Here is a 15,064-nt window from a genome sequence, read left to right as displayed (position 1 = left end):
CCCGGAAAAGCTCCGCCGCCGTTCATCCGGCCGCCGAGGCTGGGTGCTCCATCCACCATTCGGTGAACTCCCGGCAGCGCCCGCCGGAGTCGAGCCGGATCACCCACAGGTTGCTGAAGGTGCGGTCCGGGTACGAGGTGGTGCCCCCGATGATCGCCACCTCGTCGGTGACGGTCACGGGGCTCCAGTCGAACGTGGTCTCGCCGGGCTCGTCCCTGTTCTTCAGCCAGTTCGTGACGATCTGTTCGCGGCCGTGCCACGGCGGGCGGAACGGCGCGGTGTAGTAGTCGGCGTCCTCGGTGAACAGAGCGCCGACCTGGGCCGGATCGTTGGAGTTCCACGCCTGGACGTAGCCGTCTATCCACGTGGTGACGCCGCTGAGATCTGTCATGATCCCGTTTTACCCCGGTGGGGCGACGGAATCGTTCAGCCCCGCACCGCCAGGACCAGTCGCGACAGCGCCGGGTCGCCGTCGGCCTGCTCCAGTGCCGCGGCCAGGGAACGCTCATAGGTGGGCGTGGCCTCGGCCAGGCGTGCCCGTCCCTCGTCGGTGATCACCGAGTAGACGCCCCGGCGGTCGGCCGGGCACAGGTCGCGCCTGGTCATTCCGGCCTCCTCGAGGCGGGCGACCAGGCGGGTCACCGAGCTCTGGTTCAGTCCGACGGCCTCGGCCAGCTCCTGCATTCGCATCTCACCGCCGGAGGCGTCGGCAAGCTGGACCAGCGCCCGGTATTCGGACAATCCGAGCCCGTGCCCGCGCTGCAGCGCCTTGGCCAGATCGGCCTCCACCCGTGCGTACAAGAGGGCGAAACGGTCCCAGGTCATCGTGATTCTCCTTGCGATCTTCAGCTTGACAGGAGTCTACATGTGCATGCAACATTTGCATGCACTTACAAGCAAATCTGAGGAGTCAGAGATGATCCGCCGACGAGTGAGCATCGCCTCTGACCGGTACGAGCCCGATGCCATCTCCCCGGCCATCAGGGTCGGCGACCTCGTGTTCGCCTCGGGACAGGCCGGGTTCGACGAGAACGGCGTCACCGTGAGCGGCGGCTTCGAGCCGCAGGCACGCCAGGCGTTCGCCAACCTGGACCGCGTGCTCACCGAAGCCGGATCCAGCCTCGCCGACTCGGTCAAGGTAACGATCATGGTTACCGACCTGGAGGCCAACCTGGAGACGATCGTCAAGTTGCGCGGGGAGTTCTTCGCGGAGCCTTACCCCGCCTACACCCTCACCCAGATCTCCCGCCTGGCCCAGGCCGACTGGGAGATCGAGATCGACGCCACCGCAGTGGTGCGCCGGCGAAACTCCCGCCCGGACCGCCGAGGGGGAAACCGCGATCGCGCCGATGCGTCGGCAGATCTCCCGCGAGCAGCGAGCCGATGGCCGACAGGTCAGCCGGAGCGCTCGATGACGTAGTCGCAGAGAGCCAGGTAGGCGGCGCGGGCCGGAATGTCGGGAAGTCCCACGAGGGCCTCACGGGCACGGTCGGTCCAGGAGACCAGCTCGGCACGGGCGCGTTCCATCGCGGAGTCGGCGCGCAGCAGGCCGAGCGTCTCCTCGATGTCCTTCTCCGCCACCGGACCGGCCAGCAGCTCGCGCAGGCGTGCGCCCTCGGGCGCGTCGGAGGCGAGAACGTAGAGCACGGGCAGGGTGCGGATACCCTCGCGCAGGTCGGTGCCGGGCGTCTTGCCGGACTCGACCGAATCCGAGGCGACGTCCAGCAGGTCGTCGCCGAGCTGCCAGGCGACCCCGATGGCCTCGCAGGCCTCGGTCAGACGCTCGACCACCTCGGACGAGGCGCCGCTGAGCATGCCGCCGAACCGGCCGGAGGTGGCGATCAGGGAACCGGTCTTGTCGGCCAGAACCTCGATGTAGTGGGCCACGTGGTCCTCGCCGGGGCGGGGACCCATGGTCTCGCGGATCTGACCGCGGACCAGTCGGGAGAACGTCTGGGCCTGGATCCTGACGACGTCGGCGCCGAGGTCCGCGAGGATCTCCGAGGCCTGGGCGAAGAGGTAGTCACCGGTCAGGATGGCCACGGTGTTGTCCCAGCGGGCGTTCGCCGACGGAGAGCCCCGGCGCACCGGGGCCTCGTCCATCACGTCGTCGTGGTAGAGCGTCGCCAGATGGGTCAGCTCGATCACCACGGCCCCCGGCACGACGCCCGGGGCGCCCGGGACACCGAACTGGGCGGCGAGCAGCACGAGCATGGCCCGGAACCGCTTGCCGCCCGCCTCGATGAGGTGCCTGGACGCCTCCGTGACGAAGGCGTCCTCGTTCTCCACCGACGACCGGAGCAGCCTTTCGACCTCGGCCAATCCGGAGGCCACGTCCTGCGCCAACCGCTCGTCGACGAACGGCAGATCAATAACGGGTGGCGCAGCCATGGGTCCTAGCACTCCTCTAACGGATGAACAACGCGGACGCAGCCTGGTCCGCCAGATCCAGCACCGGCTGCGGGAAAACTCCGAGGACTACCGTAGCCGCTGCCGCGAGGGCGACCACAGCCGAGGTCCCCACGGTGGGTGCGGCGATGGTCGGCCCGTCGGCGGCCGGCTCGCTGAAGAACATCAGCACGATCACGCGGACGTAGAAGAACGCCGCGATCGCCGAGCTCACCGCGCCCACGATGACCAGCGGCAGCGCGCCACCGGAGATCGCCGCCGCGAACACGGCGTACTTCGCGAAGAAACCGCTGGTCAGCGGGATACCCGCGAAGGCCAGCAGGAAGAAGGCGAAGATACCGGCCAGGACCGGGGAGCGCTTGCCGAGGCCGGCCCACCGCGACAGGTGCCCGGCCTCGCCGCCCGCGTCGCGGACCATGGTGACCACCGCGAAGGCGCCGACCGTGGTGAAGCCGTACGCGGCCAGGTAGAACAGGATGGCCGACAGGGCCTGCTGGTCCTGCTTGATGGTGCCGATCGCGATCACACCGGTGAGCAGGAAGCCCCCGTGCGCGATCGAGGAGTAGGCGAGCATCCGCTTGATGTCGGTCTGGGTGATGGCCAGGATCGCACCGACGATCATCGTCAGGATCGCGACGCCCCACATGAGCGGCTGCCAGTTCCACTCATAGCCGCCCAGAGCGACCCAGAAGACGCGGAGAACGGCGCCGAAGGCCGCCACCAGCACGGTGGAGGCCATCAGGGCGGTGACCGCGGTGGGCGCGCCCTGGTAGACGTCGGGCTTCCACGCCTGGAAGGGCGCGGCACCGATCTTGAACAGCAGACCGACGCCGAGCATCGCGGTGCCGATCAGCAGCAGCGGCTCCTGGCCGCTGACCGAGCTGATCGCCGTGCTGATGGTCTTCAGGTCCACCGACCCGGCGTAGCCGTACACCAGGGCCATGCCGTACAGGAAGAAGGCCGAGGAGAACGCGCCGAGCAGGAAGTATTTGACCGAAGCCTCCTGCGAGAGCAGGCGGCGACGGCGGGCCAGGCCGCAGAGCAGGTACAGCGGCAGGGACATGACCTCAAGGGCCACGAACATGACCAGCAGGTCGTTCGACGCGGCGAAGAGCAGCATGCCCCCGACCGAGAAGAGCATCAGCGGGTAGACCTCGGTCTGGGCGTATCCGTGACGGACCGCCTCCTCCTCGTCCACGCTTCCCGGTACGGCTGCCGCCTGCGCGACGAACTGGTCGTCGTCGTTGATCAGCAGCGTGCAGATGAAGGCCAGGATGAGGATGACGCCCCAGATGAACAGCGAGGGGCCGTCCACCGCGACCGCGCCCATGGCGGCGGCGACGGTCGGCAGGCCATTCAGGGCCGTCAGGATGGTCGTGACGAACGCGCCGACCAGGGCGAGCAGCGTGAGCGGTACGTGGATCGACTTGCGCAGGTAGCGGGGCGCGAACGCCTCGACCAGCACGCCTATGATCGCCGCGCCGAACACGAGCAGCATCGGAGAGAGCAGCGCGTATTCGATCGTCGGAGCCTGAATGGTGGTGCCGTTCACTGCCCGGCCCCCTTCTTGTCAGCGACGGCGGGTGTGAACTGGTCAACCTGGACGGTGGACAGGGTCTTGTCCACGGCCGGGTTGATCACGTCGAGCAGTGGCTTGGGGAAGAAGCCGACGGCGATGATGACCGCGATCAGCGGAGCCACGACCCATTTTTCCCGGATGTCCAGGTCGGGAAAGAGCTTGACGGACTCGGCCGTGGGGCCGGTCATCATGCGCTGGTACATCCACAGGACGTAGACCGCCGCCAGGATCACACCGGTGGTGGCGATGATCGCCGGAACCGGGTGGATCTCGTAGGTGCCGATCAGGACCATGAACTCGCTGACGAACGAGGACAGGCCCGGCAGGGACAGGCTGGACAGGCCGGCGATCAGGAAGGTGCCGGCGAGCACCGGGGCGACCTTCTGGACGCCCCCGTAGTCGGCGATCTGGCTGGAACCTCGGCGGTAGATCAGGAATCCGGCGATCAGGAACAGCGCGCCGGTCGAGAAGCCGTGGTTGACCATGTAGAGGGTGGCGCCCGCACCCGCGTTCGCGGTCATCGCGAAGACACCCATCGCGATGAAGCCGAAGTGCGAGATCGAGGTGTAGGCGATGAGGCGTTTGATGTCGGTCTGGCCGATGGCCACGATCGCGCCGTAGATGATGCCGACGACGGAGAGCACGATCACCAGCGGGGTGAAGAACTTCGACGCGTCCGGGAACAGCTCCAGGCAGAAGCGGAGCATGCCGTAGGTGCCGACCTTGTCCAGCACGCCGACCAGCAGCACCGCGGCGCCGGCCGGAGCCTGCGCGGCGGCGTCGGGCAGCCAGGTGTGGAACGGCCAGAGCGGCGCCTTGACCGCGAACGCGATGAAGAAGCCGGCGAACAGCCACTTCTGCGTGGTCGGGTCCTGGATGGCCCCGATGAGCTCGGGGAACATGAAGGTGCCCTTGTCGGCGATCACGTAGAGCGCGATCACCGCGACCAGCATGAGCAGCCCGCCGAAGAGCGAGTACAGGAGGAACTTCACGGCCGCGTAGGACCGCTGGGCGCCGCCGTACGACCCGATCATGAAGTACATCGGGATCAGCATGGCTTCGAAGAACACGTAGAACAGGAAGACGTCGGTCGACGCGAAGACGCCGATCATCATCGCTTCCAGCACCAGCAGCAGCGCGAAGTAGGTCTTCACCGACCGCTTGGGCGGGGCGTTGGCCCCGGTGCCGTCGGCGTCGTGCCAGGAGGCGAGGATCACGATCGGCACGAGCACCACCGACAGCGCGATCAGCACCAGCGCGATGCCGTCCACGCCGACGCCGTAGTGCACGCCGAAGCGGGGAATCCAGTCGTAGACCTCGGCGAACTGGAAGCGCGTCCCCGAGGTGGGGTTGAACTGGGCCGCGAGCACGCCGGTCAGTACGAGGACGACCAGCGAGATCGCGAGGGCCAGTTGCTTGGCGAGCTTGTCACTCTTGACAAGGGAGACACCCACCGCGCCCAGAACGGGCACGGCCATCAGGGTCGAGAGCCAGGGCATCACATGTTCCCTACGTAGAGCAGCGCGCCAACGACCACGGCGGCACCAAAGAGGATGGACAACGCGTAGGACCGTACGTAGCCGGTCTGGATGCGACGCAGCCGCCCGGACGTCCCGCCGATCGTCGCGGCCAGGCCGTTGACCAGCCCGTCGACGCCGCGGTTGTCGAAGAAGACCGCGAACCGGGTCAGCCACTGGCCGGGGCGCATGAGCAGCGTCTCGTTCAGGGCGTCGCCGTACAGGTCACGACGGGCGAACGTGGTGAGGAAGGAACCGCGCGGGGCGACCTCGGGCACCTCCGCCGCACCGTACCGGAACCAGGCGAACACGGCGCCGACGGCGACCAGTGCGAGCGTGGCGAGGCCGGCGGGGCTGAAGGGATGGAACGAGGGCAGTTCCTCGGGCAGGCCGACGGCCGGGGCGATGAACTTCATGAACCGGTTGTCCAGGATCAGGAAGGCGCCCAGGAAGATCGAGCCGATGGAGAGCAGGATCAGCGGCACGGTCATGACGGCGGGCGACTCGTGCGGGTGCGCGTCGTCGGCCCAGCGCTTCTTGCCGAAGAAGGTCATGAAGACCATCCGCGACATGTAGAAGCCGGTGAGACCCGCTCCCAGCACGGCCAGCCAGCCGAGGATCTGGTTGTGCTCGATGGCCGTCTCGATGATGCCGTCCTTGGTGAAGTAACCGGACAGCAGCGGGAAGCCGATGATCGCCAGATAGCCGATGATGAAGGTGACCGCGGTGATCTTCATCACCGGGAACAGCCCACCGTACCTGCGCATGTCGACCTCGTCGTTCATGCCGTGCATGACCGACCCGGCGCCGAGGAACATGTTGGCCTTGAAGAAGCCGTGCGTGATCAGGTGCGCGATGGCGAAGGCGTAGCCCGCCGGGCCGATGCCCGCGGCGAGCATCATGTAGCCGATCTGCGACATCGTGGAGCCCGCGAGGCCCTTCTTGATGTCGTCCTTGGCGCAACCGATGATCGCACCGGCGAGCAGCGTCGCGACGCCGACGATGGTGACGACCAGCTGCGCGGTGGGCGCGACCTCGAAGAAGGCGCCGGACCGGACGATCAGGTAGACGCCGGCGGTGACCATGGTCGCGGCGTGGATGAGGGCCGAGACCGGGGTCGGGCCCTCCATCGCGTCCAGCAGCCAGGACTGCAGGGGCAGCTGCGCCGACTTGCCGCAGGCTCCGAGGAGCAGCAGCAGGCCGACGGCGGTCATCGTGCCGTTGGAGGCCTCACCGGCGAGCGGGAAGACCTTGGCGAAGGCGACCGAGCCGAACGTCGTCCAGATCGTGAAGATGGCGATCAGCAGGCCGAAGTCGCCGACCCGGTTGACGATGAAGGCCTTCTTGGCGGCGGCCGCCGCCGAGGGCTTGTGCTGCCAGAACCCGATCAGCAGGTAGGAGGCGAGACCCACGCCCTCCCAGCCGATGAACAGGGCGACGTAGTTGTCGGCCAGCACCAGCAGGAGCATCGCCGCGACGAACAGGTTCAGGTAGGCGAAGAACCGGCGCCGGTCGGGGTCGTGCGACATGTAGCCGATCGAGTAGATGTGGATCAGCGATCCCACACCCGTGATCAGTAGGGCGAAACTGATCGACAGCGGGTCGATCAGCAGCCCCATGTCGGCCATGCCGGGGATGAACTGGTAGAGCGCGACCCCCATGCGGCGCTGGTCCTCGGGCAGGCCCAGCAGCTCGACGAACGAGGCGACGGCCACCACGAAGGAGGCCAGCACCATGACGACGCCGAGGAAGTGGCCCCAGCGATCGGTACGGCGGCCACCCAGCAGGAGGATCGCGGCACCCAGCAGTGGAAGCACGATCATCAGCCAGGAGACCCCGACCACTCCACTGGAGTGCGGAATGATCTCAACAGGAGATTGCACCGGCCACCTCTTAGTACTTCAGCAGGTTGGCGTCGTCCACCGACGCGGACCTGCGGGTTCGGAAGATCATCACGATGATGGCAAGGCCGATGACGACCTCGGCCGCGGCCACCACCATCACGAAGAACGCGATGATCTGACCGTCCAGATTGCCGTGCTGCCTGGCGAAGGTGACGAACGCCAGGTTGCAGGCATTGAGCATGAGCTCCACGCACATGAACACCACGATCGCGTTACGCCGTACCAGCACGCCGACGGCGCCGATCGCGAACAGCAGTGCGGAGAGCACCAGGTAGTGAGTGGTCACCTGTCGTCCTCCTGCTCAGGCGCTTCCTTCACGACGATGTCCTTCTCGATGACCTGCTTGATGAGCGCGGCCTTCTCCGGGTCGGTCGGCCTGACGCCGTCCTCCGTGTCGTGCCGGGCGAGCACTCGGTTGATCGACTTGGGCGACACCGTGCCATCGGGCAGCAGGGCCGGCATGTCGATCGCGTTGTGCAGGGCGTAGGTGCCGGGCCCCGGCAGCGGGGACGGCTGAGGGCCGATGAACCGGGCGCGGGCGAGCTCGCGCTGGGTGGCCTTGGGACGGACCCGCTCACGGTGGGCCAGCACCATCGCACCGAGCGCGGCGGTGATCAGCAGCGCGGAGGTGACCTCGAAGGCGAAGACGTATCTGGTGAAGAGCTGCTGGGCCAGCGAGGGCACGTTGCCGCCCGCGGCTTGGACTGCGGCCTCCATGCCCGTGGGCGCGGCGAAGGTCACGTTGCCGACCCCCAGGGCGAGCAGGACCGCGAAGCCCAGGCCCGCGACGGCCGCCCAGAAGCGCTGGCCCCTGATCGTCTCGACCAGGGAGTCCGCCGAGTCCACGCCGACGAGCATCAGCACGAACAGGAAGAGCATCATGACCGCGCCGGTGTAGACGATGATCTGCACCGCGGCGAGGAAGGGAGCGTCCTGGATCGCGTAGAGCACGGCGAGGGACAGCATGACCATGCCCAGCATCAGCGCCGAGTAGACGGCCTTGCGGCTGAACACGAGTCCGAAGGCTGCGGCCACCGAGAGGACCGCGAGCACCCAGAACGTGATGGTCTCACCCATTGTTCCGTCCCAGCCGGTAGTAGTCCTCTTCGGTCTCGCCGAGACGCATGGGGTGCGGCGGGATCTCCATCCCCGGGCCGAGCGGCGACAGCAGCATCTCCTTGGTGTAGATGAGGCTCTCACGGCTCGTGTCGGCGAGCTCGAACTCGTTCGTCATGGTCAGCGCACGAGTCGGGCATGCCTCGATGCAGAGACCGCACAGGATGCACCGCAGATAGTTGATCTGGTAGGTGCGCCCGTACCGCTCGCCCGGCGAGAACCGCTCCTCGTCCGTGTTGTCCGCACCCTCCACGAAGATCGCGTCGGCCGGACAGGCCCAGGCGCAGAGCTCACAGCCGATGCACTTCTCCAGGCCGTCGGGCCAGCGGTTGAGCTGGTGCCGGCCGTGGAAACGCGGAGCCGTGGGCCGCTTCTCCTCGGGGAAGTTGACCGTTTCGACCTTCTTGAACATGGTGTGGAAGGTCACGCCGAACCCCTTTACGGGATTCAGCCAATCAGTTAGTCCCACTGGGAACCTCCTTGCGCTCTACCCCGTGGTAGTGCGGCAGGTCGAGCGGCGGCACAGGGAAGCCACCTGCGGATGGCTCGGCGTCGAGCCGCTCGAACTCGGCCTCGACCAGTTCGGCCTTGGTCTCCTTGCGCTTCTGCAGGACGCTGTCGAAGCGCCACCAGATTCCGAGGCATGCCAGCAGGACGATCGCGGCCAGGATCAGCACGATCGATCTGTCGACGTTCGGGAGCTGCAGGGCCCTGACGGTGGCGACCAGCAGGATCCACGCAAGGTTGATCGGGATGAGGATCTTCCAGCCGAGCGCCATCAACTGGTCGTAGCGCACTCGCGGCAGCGAGGCGCGGCACCAGACGAAGAAGGAGAAGACCAGCACCATTTTGATGAAGAACCAGAGCAGCGGCCACCAGCCGGCGTTCGCCCCGTCCCACATGGAGATCGGCCACGGGGCCCGCCATCCACCCATGAACAGGGTGATCGACACCGCCGAGACCACAAAGACGTTGACGTACTCGGCGAGCATGATGACCGCGAACTTCAGCGAGTTGGAGTATTCGGTCTGGAAGCCGCCGACCAGCTCGCCCTCGCCCTCGGGCAGGTCGAAGGGGACCCGGTTGGTCTCGCCCAGCATCGTGATGATGTAGATCAGGAAGGACGGGATCAGCAGGATCATGTACCAGGAGGGCATCGGGATGTTGAGGCCGAACAGCGTGAACACCCCGCCCGACGCCTGCGCGTTGACGATCTCCGAGGTGGAGAGCGTCCCCGCGAACAGGAACACGCCCACGAACGACAGGCCCATCGCGATCTCGTAGGAGACCACCTGGGCGCTGGCCCGCAGACCGCCGAGCATCGAGTACGGGGATCGCGATCCCCAGCCGGCGAGCACGATGCCGTACACGCTGATCGAGGCCATCGCCAGCACCAGCAGCACCGCGACCGGAAGGTCGGTGAGCTGCAGCGGCGTCCTGACCCCGAACATCGAGACCATCGGGCCCATCGGGATGACGGAGAAGGCGAGGAAGGCGGGGACCGCGAGGACGACCGGGGCGATGAAGTAGATCACCTTGTCCACGGTCCGCGGCATCAGGTCTTCCTTCAGACCCATCTTGATGCCGTCGGCCACCGACTGGAGCAGGCCGAACTTGCCCGCCCGGTTGGGGCCGTACCGGTTCTGCATGCGGGAGATGAGCTTGCGCTCGAACCACACGCCGAACAGCACGCCCAGCATCAGGACGATGAAGATGACGACGGCCTTGATGATGCTGATCCAGATCGGATCCTTGCCGAAGTCGGCAAGGGTCGGATCGACCGCTAGGAGAGTCCGGGCATTCATTACCGCTCCTCGTTCGCTTCGCCGGCGGCAGCCGTGCCGGCGGCGCGCTCGGGAGACACGGTGCTCGCCACGCCGGGCTCGCTCCCGTAAGCCGTCCCGATCTTGACGATGTCACCGGCCGTGGCATGCAGGTCGCGGGTCACCGAACGGCCGGCGGAGTTCGACGGCAGCCACACCACCCGGTCGGGCAGGTCGGCGATCCGCACCGGCAGGCTCAGCGAGCCCCGCTCGGTGCTGACGGTGATCTTGTCGCCGTCGGCGACACCCGACTCGGCCGCGGTGGCCGCGGAGACCAGCGCCTCGGCCGGGCGGGCGGTGCCCGCCAGGTACGGCTCGCCGTCCTGCATGCGGCCGTCGTCGAGGAGCTGGTGCCAGGTGGCCAGAACGGCCTCCCCTGCCTGCGGTGCGGCGGCCGGCCGGCCTGCGGCGCCGGGGGCGGCGGTCCGAGGACCGCGCCAGGCGCCGATCGCGGCGAGCTCGCGGCGGGCGGCCGCGGGGTCGGGAAGGCCGAGGTGCACGTCCATGTGGTCGGCGATCGCGGCGATGACCCGCAGGTCGCTCATGACCCCGGGGACGGGCAGCGCCTCCTCGAAGGTGCGCCCGCGCCCCTCCCAGTCGACGAACGTGCCGGACTTCTCGGCCACCACGGCGACCGGCAGCACCACGTCGGCGCGGTCGGTGACCGCGCTGGCGCGCTGCTCCAGGCTCACGATGAACGGGGTGTTCTCCAGGGCCAGCAGTGCGGCCTGCGGCGCAGCCAGGTCGTAGGGGTCGACACCGGCGATGACGAGGGCGTCGAGCTCCCCGTCCAGCGCCGCCGCCAGCATGGCGGTGGTGTCGCGGCCCTCGGCCTCGGGAAGCGAGGAGACGTTCCAGGCCCTGGCCACTTCGGCGCGGGCGGTCTCGTCGCCGACCGGACGGCCGATCGGCAGCAGGTTCGGCAGCGCTCCGGCCTCGATGGCGCCGCGCTCACCGGCGCGACGCGGGATCCAGGCCAGGCGGGCTCCGGTCGTGGAGGCGAGCTTCACCAGCGCGGAGAGCGCGCCCGGCACGGTGGCGAGCCGCTCACCGGCCAGGATGACCGCGCCCGGCTGCCTGATCGCCTCGGCGGCCACCGGGTCCACGGCGCCCAGGTCGTCCAGGACGGCGGTCTCGGAGCCCGGCACCGCCGGGATCAGCGTGCCGTTCATCTTGCCCAGTCCCGCGGCGGCGAACGGCGCGACCGAGAAGACCTTCAGGCCCTTCTTCCGCCACGCCTTGCGCAGGCGCAGGAAGACGATCGGCGACTCCTCGTCGGGCTCGAAGCCCACCAGGAGCACGGCCGGAGCCTTCTCAAGGTCTGCGTAGCGGACCTCGATGCCCTTGCCCGCGACGGAGTGCGCAAGGAACTGCGCCTCCTCCGCGGAGTGGGGCCGGGACCGGAAGTCGACGTCGTTGGTGCCGAGTGCGATGCGGGCGAACTTGGCGTAGCCGTACGCCTCCTCGACGGTCAGGCGACCGCCGACGAGCACGCCCGCGCGGCCGCGCGCCGCGGCGAGACCCTTGGCCGCGGCGGCGAACGCCTCGGGCCAGGAGGCCGGGACCAGACGGCCCTCCTCGTCACGGACGAGGGGGGTCCGCAGCCGGTCGGGCTGCGTCGTGTAGGCGAAGGCCCAGCGGCCCTTGTCGCAGTTCCACTCCTCGTTGACCTCCGGGTCGTCCCCGGCCAGACGGCGGGTGACCTTGCCCCGGCGGTGGTCGGTGCGGAGCGAGCAGCCGCTGGCGCAGTGCTCGCACGCGCTGGGCGTGGAGACCAGGTCGAACGGGCGGGCCTGGAACCGGTAGGCGGCACCGGTCAGCGCGCCCACCGGGCAGATCTGGATGGTGTTGCCCGAGAAGTAGGACTCGAACGGCTCGCCGTTGGCCGTGGCGACCTGTTCCTTGGCCCCGCGCTCGAAGAAGTCGATGAGCGGGTCTCCGGCGATCTCGTCGGAGAAGCGGATGCAGCGGGCGCACTGGACGCAGCGCTCGCGGTCCAGCAGCACCTCGGAGGAGAGCGGGACCGGCTTGTCGAAGGTGCGCTTCGTCTCCTCGAACCGGCTCTCGCCCTGGCCGTTGGACATGGCCTGGTTCTGCAGCGGGCATTCGCCGCCCTTGTCGCAGACGGGGCAGTCCAGCGGGTGGTTCAGGAGCAGCATCTCCATCACACCGCGCTGCGCCTTCTCGGCGACCGGGGAGGTGAGCTGGGTCTGCACCACCATGCCCGGGGCGACCTCGATCGCGCAGGAGGGCTGTGGCTTGGGGAACCCGCGGCCGTTTCCGGCGTCCGGGATGTCCACCAGGCACTGACGGCAGTTGGCCGCCGGCTCCAGCAGCGGATGGTCGCAGAACCGGGGAATCTGGATACCCAGCAGTTCGGCGGCCCGGATGATGAGCGTGCCCTTGGGGACGCTCACCTGGAAGCCGTCGATGGTGAGGGTGACCAGGTCTACCGGCGTCTGGGCCGGGCTGGTCGCTTGAATGGTCATGGTGCCTCCTTCGTCGGCCCCATGACCGAGGTGCTGTGCTGCTTGATTCCCTCGCTGCGCTCGGTCATGGCCCCCTCCATCGGCCCCATGACCGAAACGGTGCTGTGCTTCATGGTTCCCTCGCCGCAGCCAGTCACTTGTCCCCCCACACCGTGGACGGAGCGTGGTCGAACGGGCAGGCGCCGAGCTCGAAGTGCTTGAGGTACTCGTCGCGGAAGTACTTCACCGACGAGTGGATCGGGCTGGTGGCACCGTCGCCCAGGGCGCAGAAGGAGCGGCCCAGGATGTTGTCGGCGATGTCGGTGATCGTGGTCAGGTCCTCTTCGGTGCCCTGACCCTTCTCCAGCCGCTTGAGCACCTGCTTGAGCCAGAAGGTGCCCTCCCGGCAGGGGGTGCACTTGCCGCAGGACTCGTGCGCGTAGAACTCGGTCCACCGCAGTACGGCGCGGACCACGCAGGTGGTCTCGTCGAAGATCTGCAGTGCCCGGGTGCCGAGCATGGAGCCCTTGGCGCCGACCGACTCGAAGTCGAGCGGAACGTCCAGGTGCTCGTCGGTGAAGATCGGGGTGCTCGATCCGCCGGGGGTCCAGAACTTGAGCCGGTGGCCCTCCCGGATCCCGCCCGACATCTCCAGCAGCTCGCGCAGCGTGATGCCGAGCGGCGCCTCGTACTGGCCGGGCCTGGTCACGTGCCCGCTCAGCGAGAAGATGCCGAAGCCCTTGGACTTCTCGGTGCCCATCCCCGCGAACCAGTCGGCCCCGTTGGAGATGATCGAGGGAACACTCGCCACGGACTCCACGTTGTTCACGACAGTGGGCGAGGCGTAGAGCCCCGCCACGGCCGGGAAGGGGGGCTTGAGCCGAGGTTGGCCGCGATAGCCCTCCAGCGAGTCCAGCAGCGCCGTCTCCTCGCCGCAGATGTAGGCGCCCGCTCCGCTGTGGACCACGAGCTCCAGGTCGTAACCGGAGCCGAAGAGGTCCTTGCCGAGCAGTCCCTTGGCGTAGGCCTCGGCCACGGCCGCCTGCAGGCGGCGCACGACGTGAAGGACCTCGCCGCGCACGTAGATGAAGGCGTGGTTGGCGCGGATCGCGTAGGAGGTGATGATGATGCCCTCGACCAGCGAGTGCGGGTTGGCCATCATCAGCGGGATGTCCTTGCAGGTTCCCGGCTCGGACTCGTCCGCGTTGACCACCAGGTAGTGCGGCTTGCCGTCACCCTGGGGGATGAAACCCCACTTCATGCCGGTGGGGAAGCCCGCGCCGCCTCGGCCGCGCAGTCCGGAGTCCTTGACCGCCTGGATGACGGCGTCGGGGTCCATGCCCAGCGCTTTCTTGGCCGCCGAGTAGTCGCCGTACCCCTCAAGGGTGAAGGAGTTGGGCTGATCCCAGTTCGCGGTGAGAACCGGGGTAAGAGTGGTCACTTCGTCTCCTCGCCTGGCAGCTCGTCGCTCCATGACGAGCCCCTGCCGTGCCTGTTGGCTCGCTCGCTACGCTCGCTCACGCTTCCGGAGCCTTCCACCCGTTGGCCTTGGCGATCTTCAGTCCCTCGAGGGAGGGACCGTTCGCCGAGGGGCCGTCGCCGGCCAGGCCGTCGGGCAGGCCGGACAGCACCCGCGAGGCCTCCTTGAACGAGCAGAGCTTCTTGGGGCCCCGGGTCGGCGAGATCTCCTTGCCGTCCTTGAGGTCGTCGACGAGCTGCTTGGCCGAGGCGGGGGTCTGGTTGTCGAAGAACTCCCAGTTGACCATCATCACCGGCGCGAAGTCGCAGGCGGCGTTGCACTCCAGCCGCTCCAGCGAGATCTTCCCGTCCGGGCTCGTCTCGTTGTGCTCGAGGCCGGTGTGCTCGCTGAGTTCGTCCCAGATCTGGTCGCCGCCCATGACCGCGCACAGGGTGTTGATGCACACGCCGACGTGATACTGGCCCGCCGGCTTTCGCTTGTACATCGTGTAGAAGGTGGAGACGCCCACGACCTCGGCCTTGCTCAGCCCGAGCATCTCGGCGCAGAACTCGTGACCGTCGTCGGAGACGTAGCCGTCCTCGGACTGCACCAGGTGCAGCAGGGGCAGCAGGGCCGACCGCGGCTTGGGATAGCGGCCGATGATCTCCTTGGCGTCGCGTTCGAGACGCTCGCGCACCTCCGGCGCGTAGCCCCTGTTCATGGTCGCGCTCCCCTCGTCGTTCGCCACACCGGCGGCTACGTCCCTCTGCGGGAACGTCGGATCGTTCA

Annotated in this window: 14 protein-coding genes; 1 reads left to right on the top strand and 13 read right to left on the bottom strand. The window is 68.0% G+C overall.

What is annotated here, in order from left to right:
- Positions 1-22 precede the first annotated feature (22 nt).
- Positions 23-391, bottom strand: a complete 369-nt coding sequence (locus DKM19_RS00805; RefSeq protein ID WP_110694033.1) for a nuclear transport factor 2 family protein — start codon at positions 389-391, stop codon at positions 23-25.
- 35 nt (positions 392-426) lie between these two features.
- The gene (locus DKM19_RS00800) at positions 427-825 is read right to left on the bottom strand and encodes a MarR family winged helix-turn-helix transcriptional regulator (RefSeq protein WP_110694032.1); all 399 of its coding nucleotides are present in this window, start codon (positions 823-825) and stop codon (positions 427-429) included.
- Between the two features lie 91 nt (positions 826-916).
- On the opposite strand from DKM19_RS00800, the gene DKM19_RS00795 reads away from it, so the two are divergent.
- Positions 917-1,420, top strand: coding sequence for a RidA family protein (locus DKM19_RS00795; protein WP_239514022.1), 504 nt, complete (start codon positions 917-919; stop codon positions 1,418-1,420).
- Here the strand turns inward: DKM19_RS00795 and DKM19_RS00790 are convergent.
- From DKM19_RS00790 to nuoE, 11 genes are all read right to left on the bottom strand, one after another.
- The gene (locus DKM19_RS00790; protein WP_110694031.1) at positions 1,396-2,391 is read right to left on the bottom strand and encodes a polyprenyl synthetase family protein; all 996 of its coding nucleotides are present in this window, start codon (positions 2,389-2,391) and stop codon (positions 1,396-1,398) included. The genes DKM19_RS00795 and DKM19_RS00790 overlap by 25 nt on opposite strands.
- 16 nt (positions 2,392-2,407) lie before the next feature.
- Positions 2,408-3,961, bottom strand: coding sequence for an NADH-quinone oxidoreductase subunit NuoN (nuoN, locus tag DKM19_RS00785; RefSeq protein ID WP_089208888.1), 1,554 nt, complete (start codon positions 3,959-3,961; stop codon positions 2,408-2,410).
- Entirely contained in the window at positions 3,958-5,487 is a 1,530-nt protein-coding gene (locus tag DKM19_RS00780) for an NADH-quinone oxidoreductase subunit M (RefSeq protein WP_110694030.1), read from the bottom strand. The genes nuoN and DKM19_RS00780 overlap by 4 nt, the downstream gene beginning before the upstream one ends.
- Positions 5,487-7,328, bottom strand: a complete 1,842-nt coding sequence (nuoL, locus tag DKM19_RS00775; RefSeq protein WP_204359008.1) for an NADH-quinone oxidoreductase subunit L — start codon at positions 7,326-7,328, stop codon at positions 5,487-5,489. Before nuoL ends, DKM19_RS00780 begins: the two co-directional genes overlap by 1 nt.
- Before the next feature lie 70 nt (positions 7,329-7,398).
- Complete coding sequence (gene nuoK, locus DKM19_RS00770) at positions 7,399-7,695, bottom strand: NADH-quinone oxidoreductase subunit NuoK (RefSeq protein ID WP_089208891.1); 297 nt, start codon at positions 7,693-7,695, stop codon at positions 7,399-7,401.
- Complete coding sequence (locus DKM19_RS00765; protein WP_110694028.1) at positions 7,692-8,486, bottom strand: NADH-quinone oxidoreductase subunit J; 795 nt, start codon at positions 8,484-8,486, stop codon at positions 7,692-7,694. The genes nuoK and DKM19_RS00765 overlap by 4 nt, the downstream gene beginning before the upstream one ends.
- The gene (nuoI, locus tag DKM19_RS00760) at positions 8,479-8,994 is read right to left on the bottom strand and encodes an NADH-quinone oxidoreductase subunit NuoI (RefSeq protein ID WP_089208893.1); all 516 of its coding nucleotides are present in this window, start codon (positions 8,992-8,994) and stop codon (positions 8,479-8,481) included. Before nuoI ends, DKM19_RS00765 begins: the two co-directional genes overlap by 8 nt.
- Positions 8,981-10,330, bottom strand: coding sequence for an NADH-quinone oxidoreductase subunit NuoH (nuoH, locus tag DKM19_RS00755; RefSeq protein ID WP_110694027.1), 1,350 nt, complete (start codon positions 10,328-10,330; stop codon positions 8,981-8,983). Before nuoH ends, nuoI begins: the two co-directional genes overlap by 14 nt.
- Positions 10,330-12,837, bottom strand: a complete 2,508-nt coding sequence (locus tag DKM19_RS00750) for an NADH-quinone oxidoreductase subunit G (RefSeq protein ID WP_110694026.1) — start codon at positions 12,835-12,837, stop codon at positions 10,330-10,332. The genes nuoH and DKM19_RS00750 overlap by 1 nt, the downstream gene beginning before the upstream one ends.
- Before the next feature lie 133 nt (positions 12,838-12,970).
- Entirely contained in the window at positions 12,971-14,257 is a 1,287-nt protein-coding gene (gene nuoF / locus DKM19_RS00745) for an NADH-quinone oxidoreductase subunit NuoF (protein ID WP_110694025.1), read from the bottom strand.
- Between the two features lie 76 nt (positions 14,258-14,333).
- Positions 14,334-14,996: an NADH-quinone oxidoreductase subunit NuoE gene (gene nuoE, locus DKM19_RS00740; RefSeq protein ID WP_110705398.1), complete on the bottom strand. Its 663-nt coding sequence runs from the start codon at positions 14,994-14,996 to the stop codon at positions 14,334-14,336.
- Between the last annotated feature and the right edge of the window lie 68 nt (positions 14,997-15,064).

This window comes from Streptosporangium sp. 'caverna' (assembly GCF_003203775.1).
GTDB classification, from domain to species: domain Bacteria; phylum Actinomycetota; class Actinomycetes; order Streptosporangiales; family Streptosporangiaceae; genus Streptosporangium; species Streptosporangium subroseum.
This window is presented reverse-complemented; position numbering and strand designations above follow the sequence as displayed.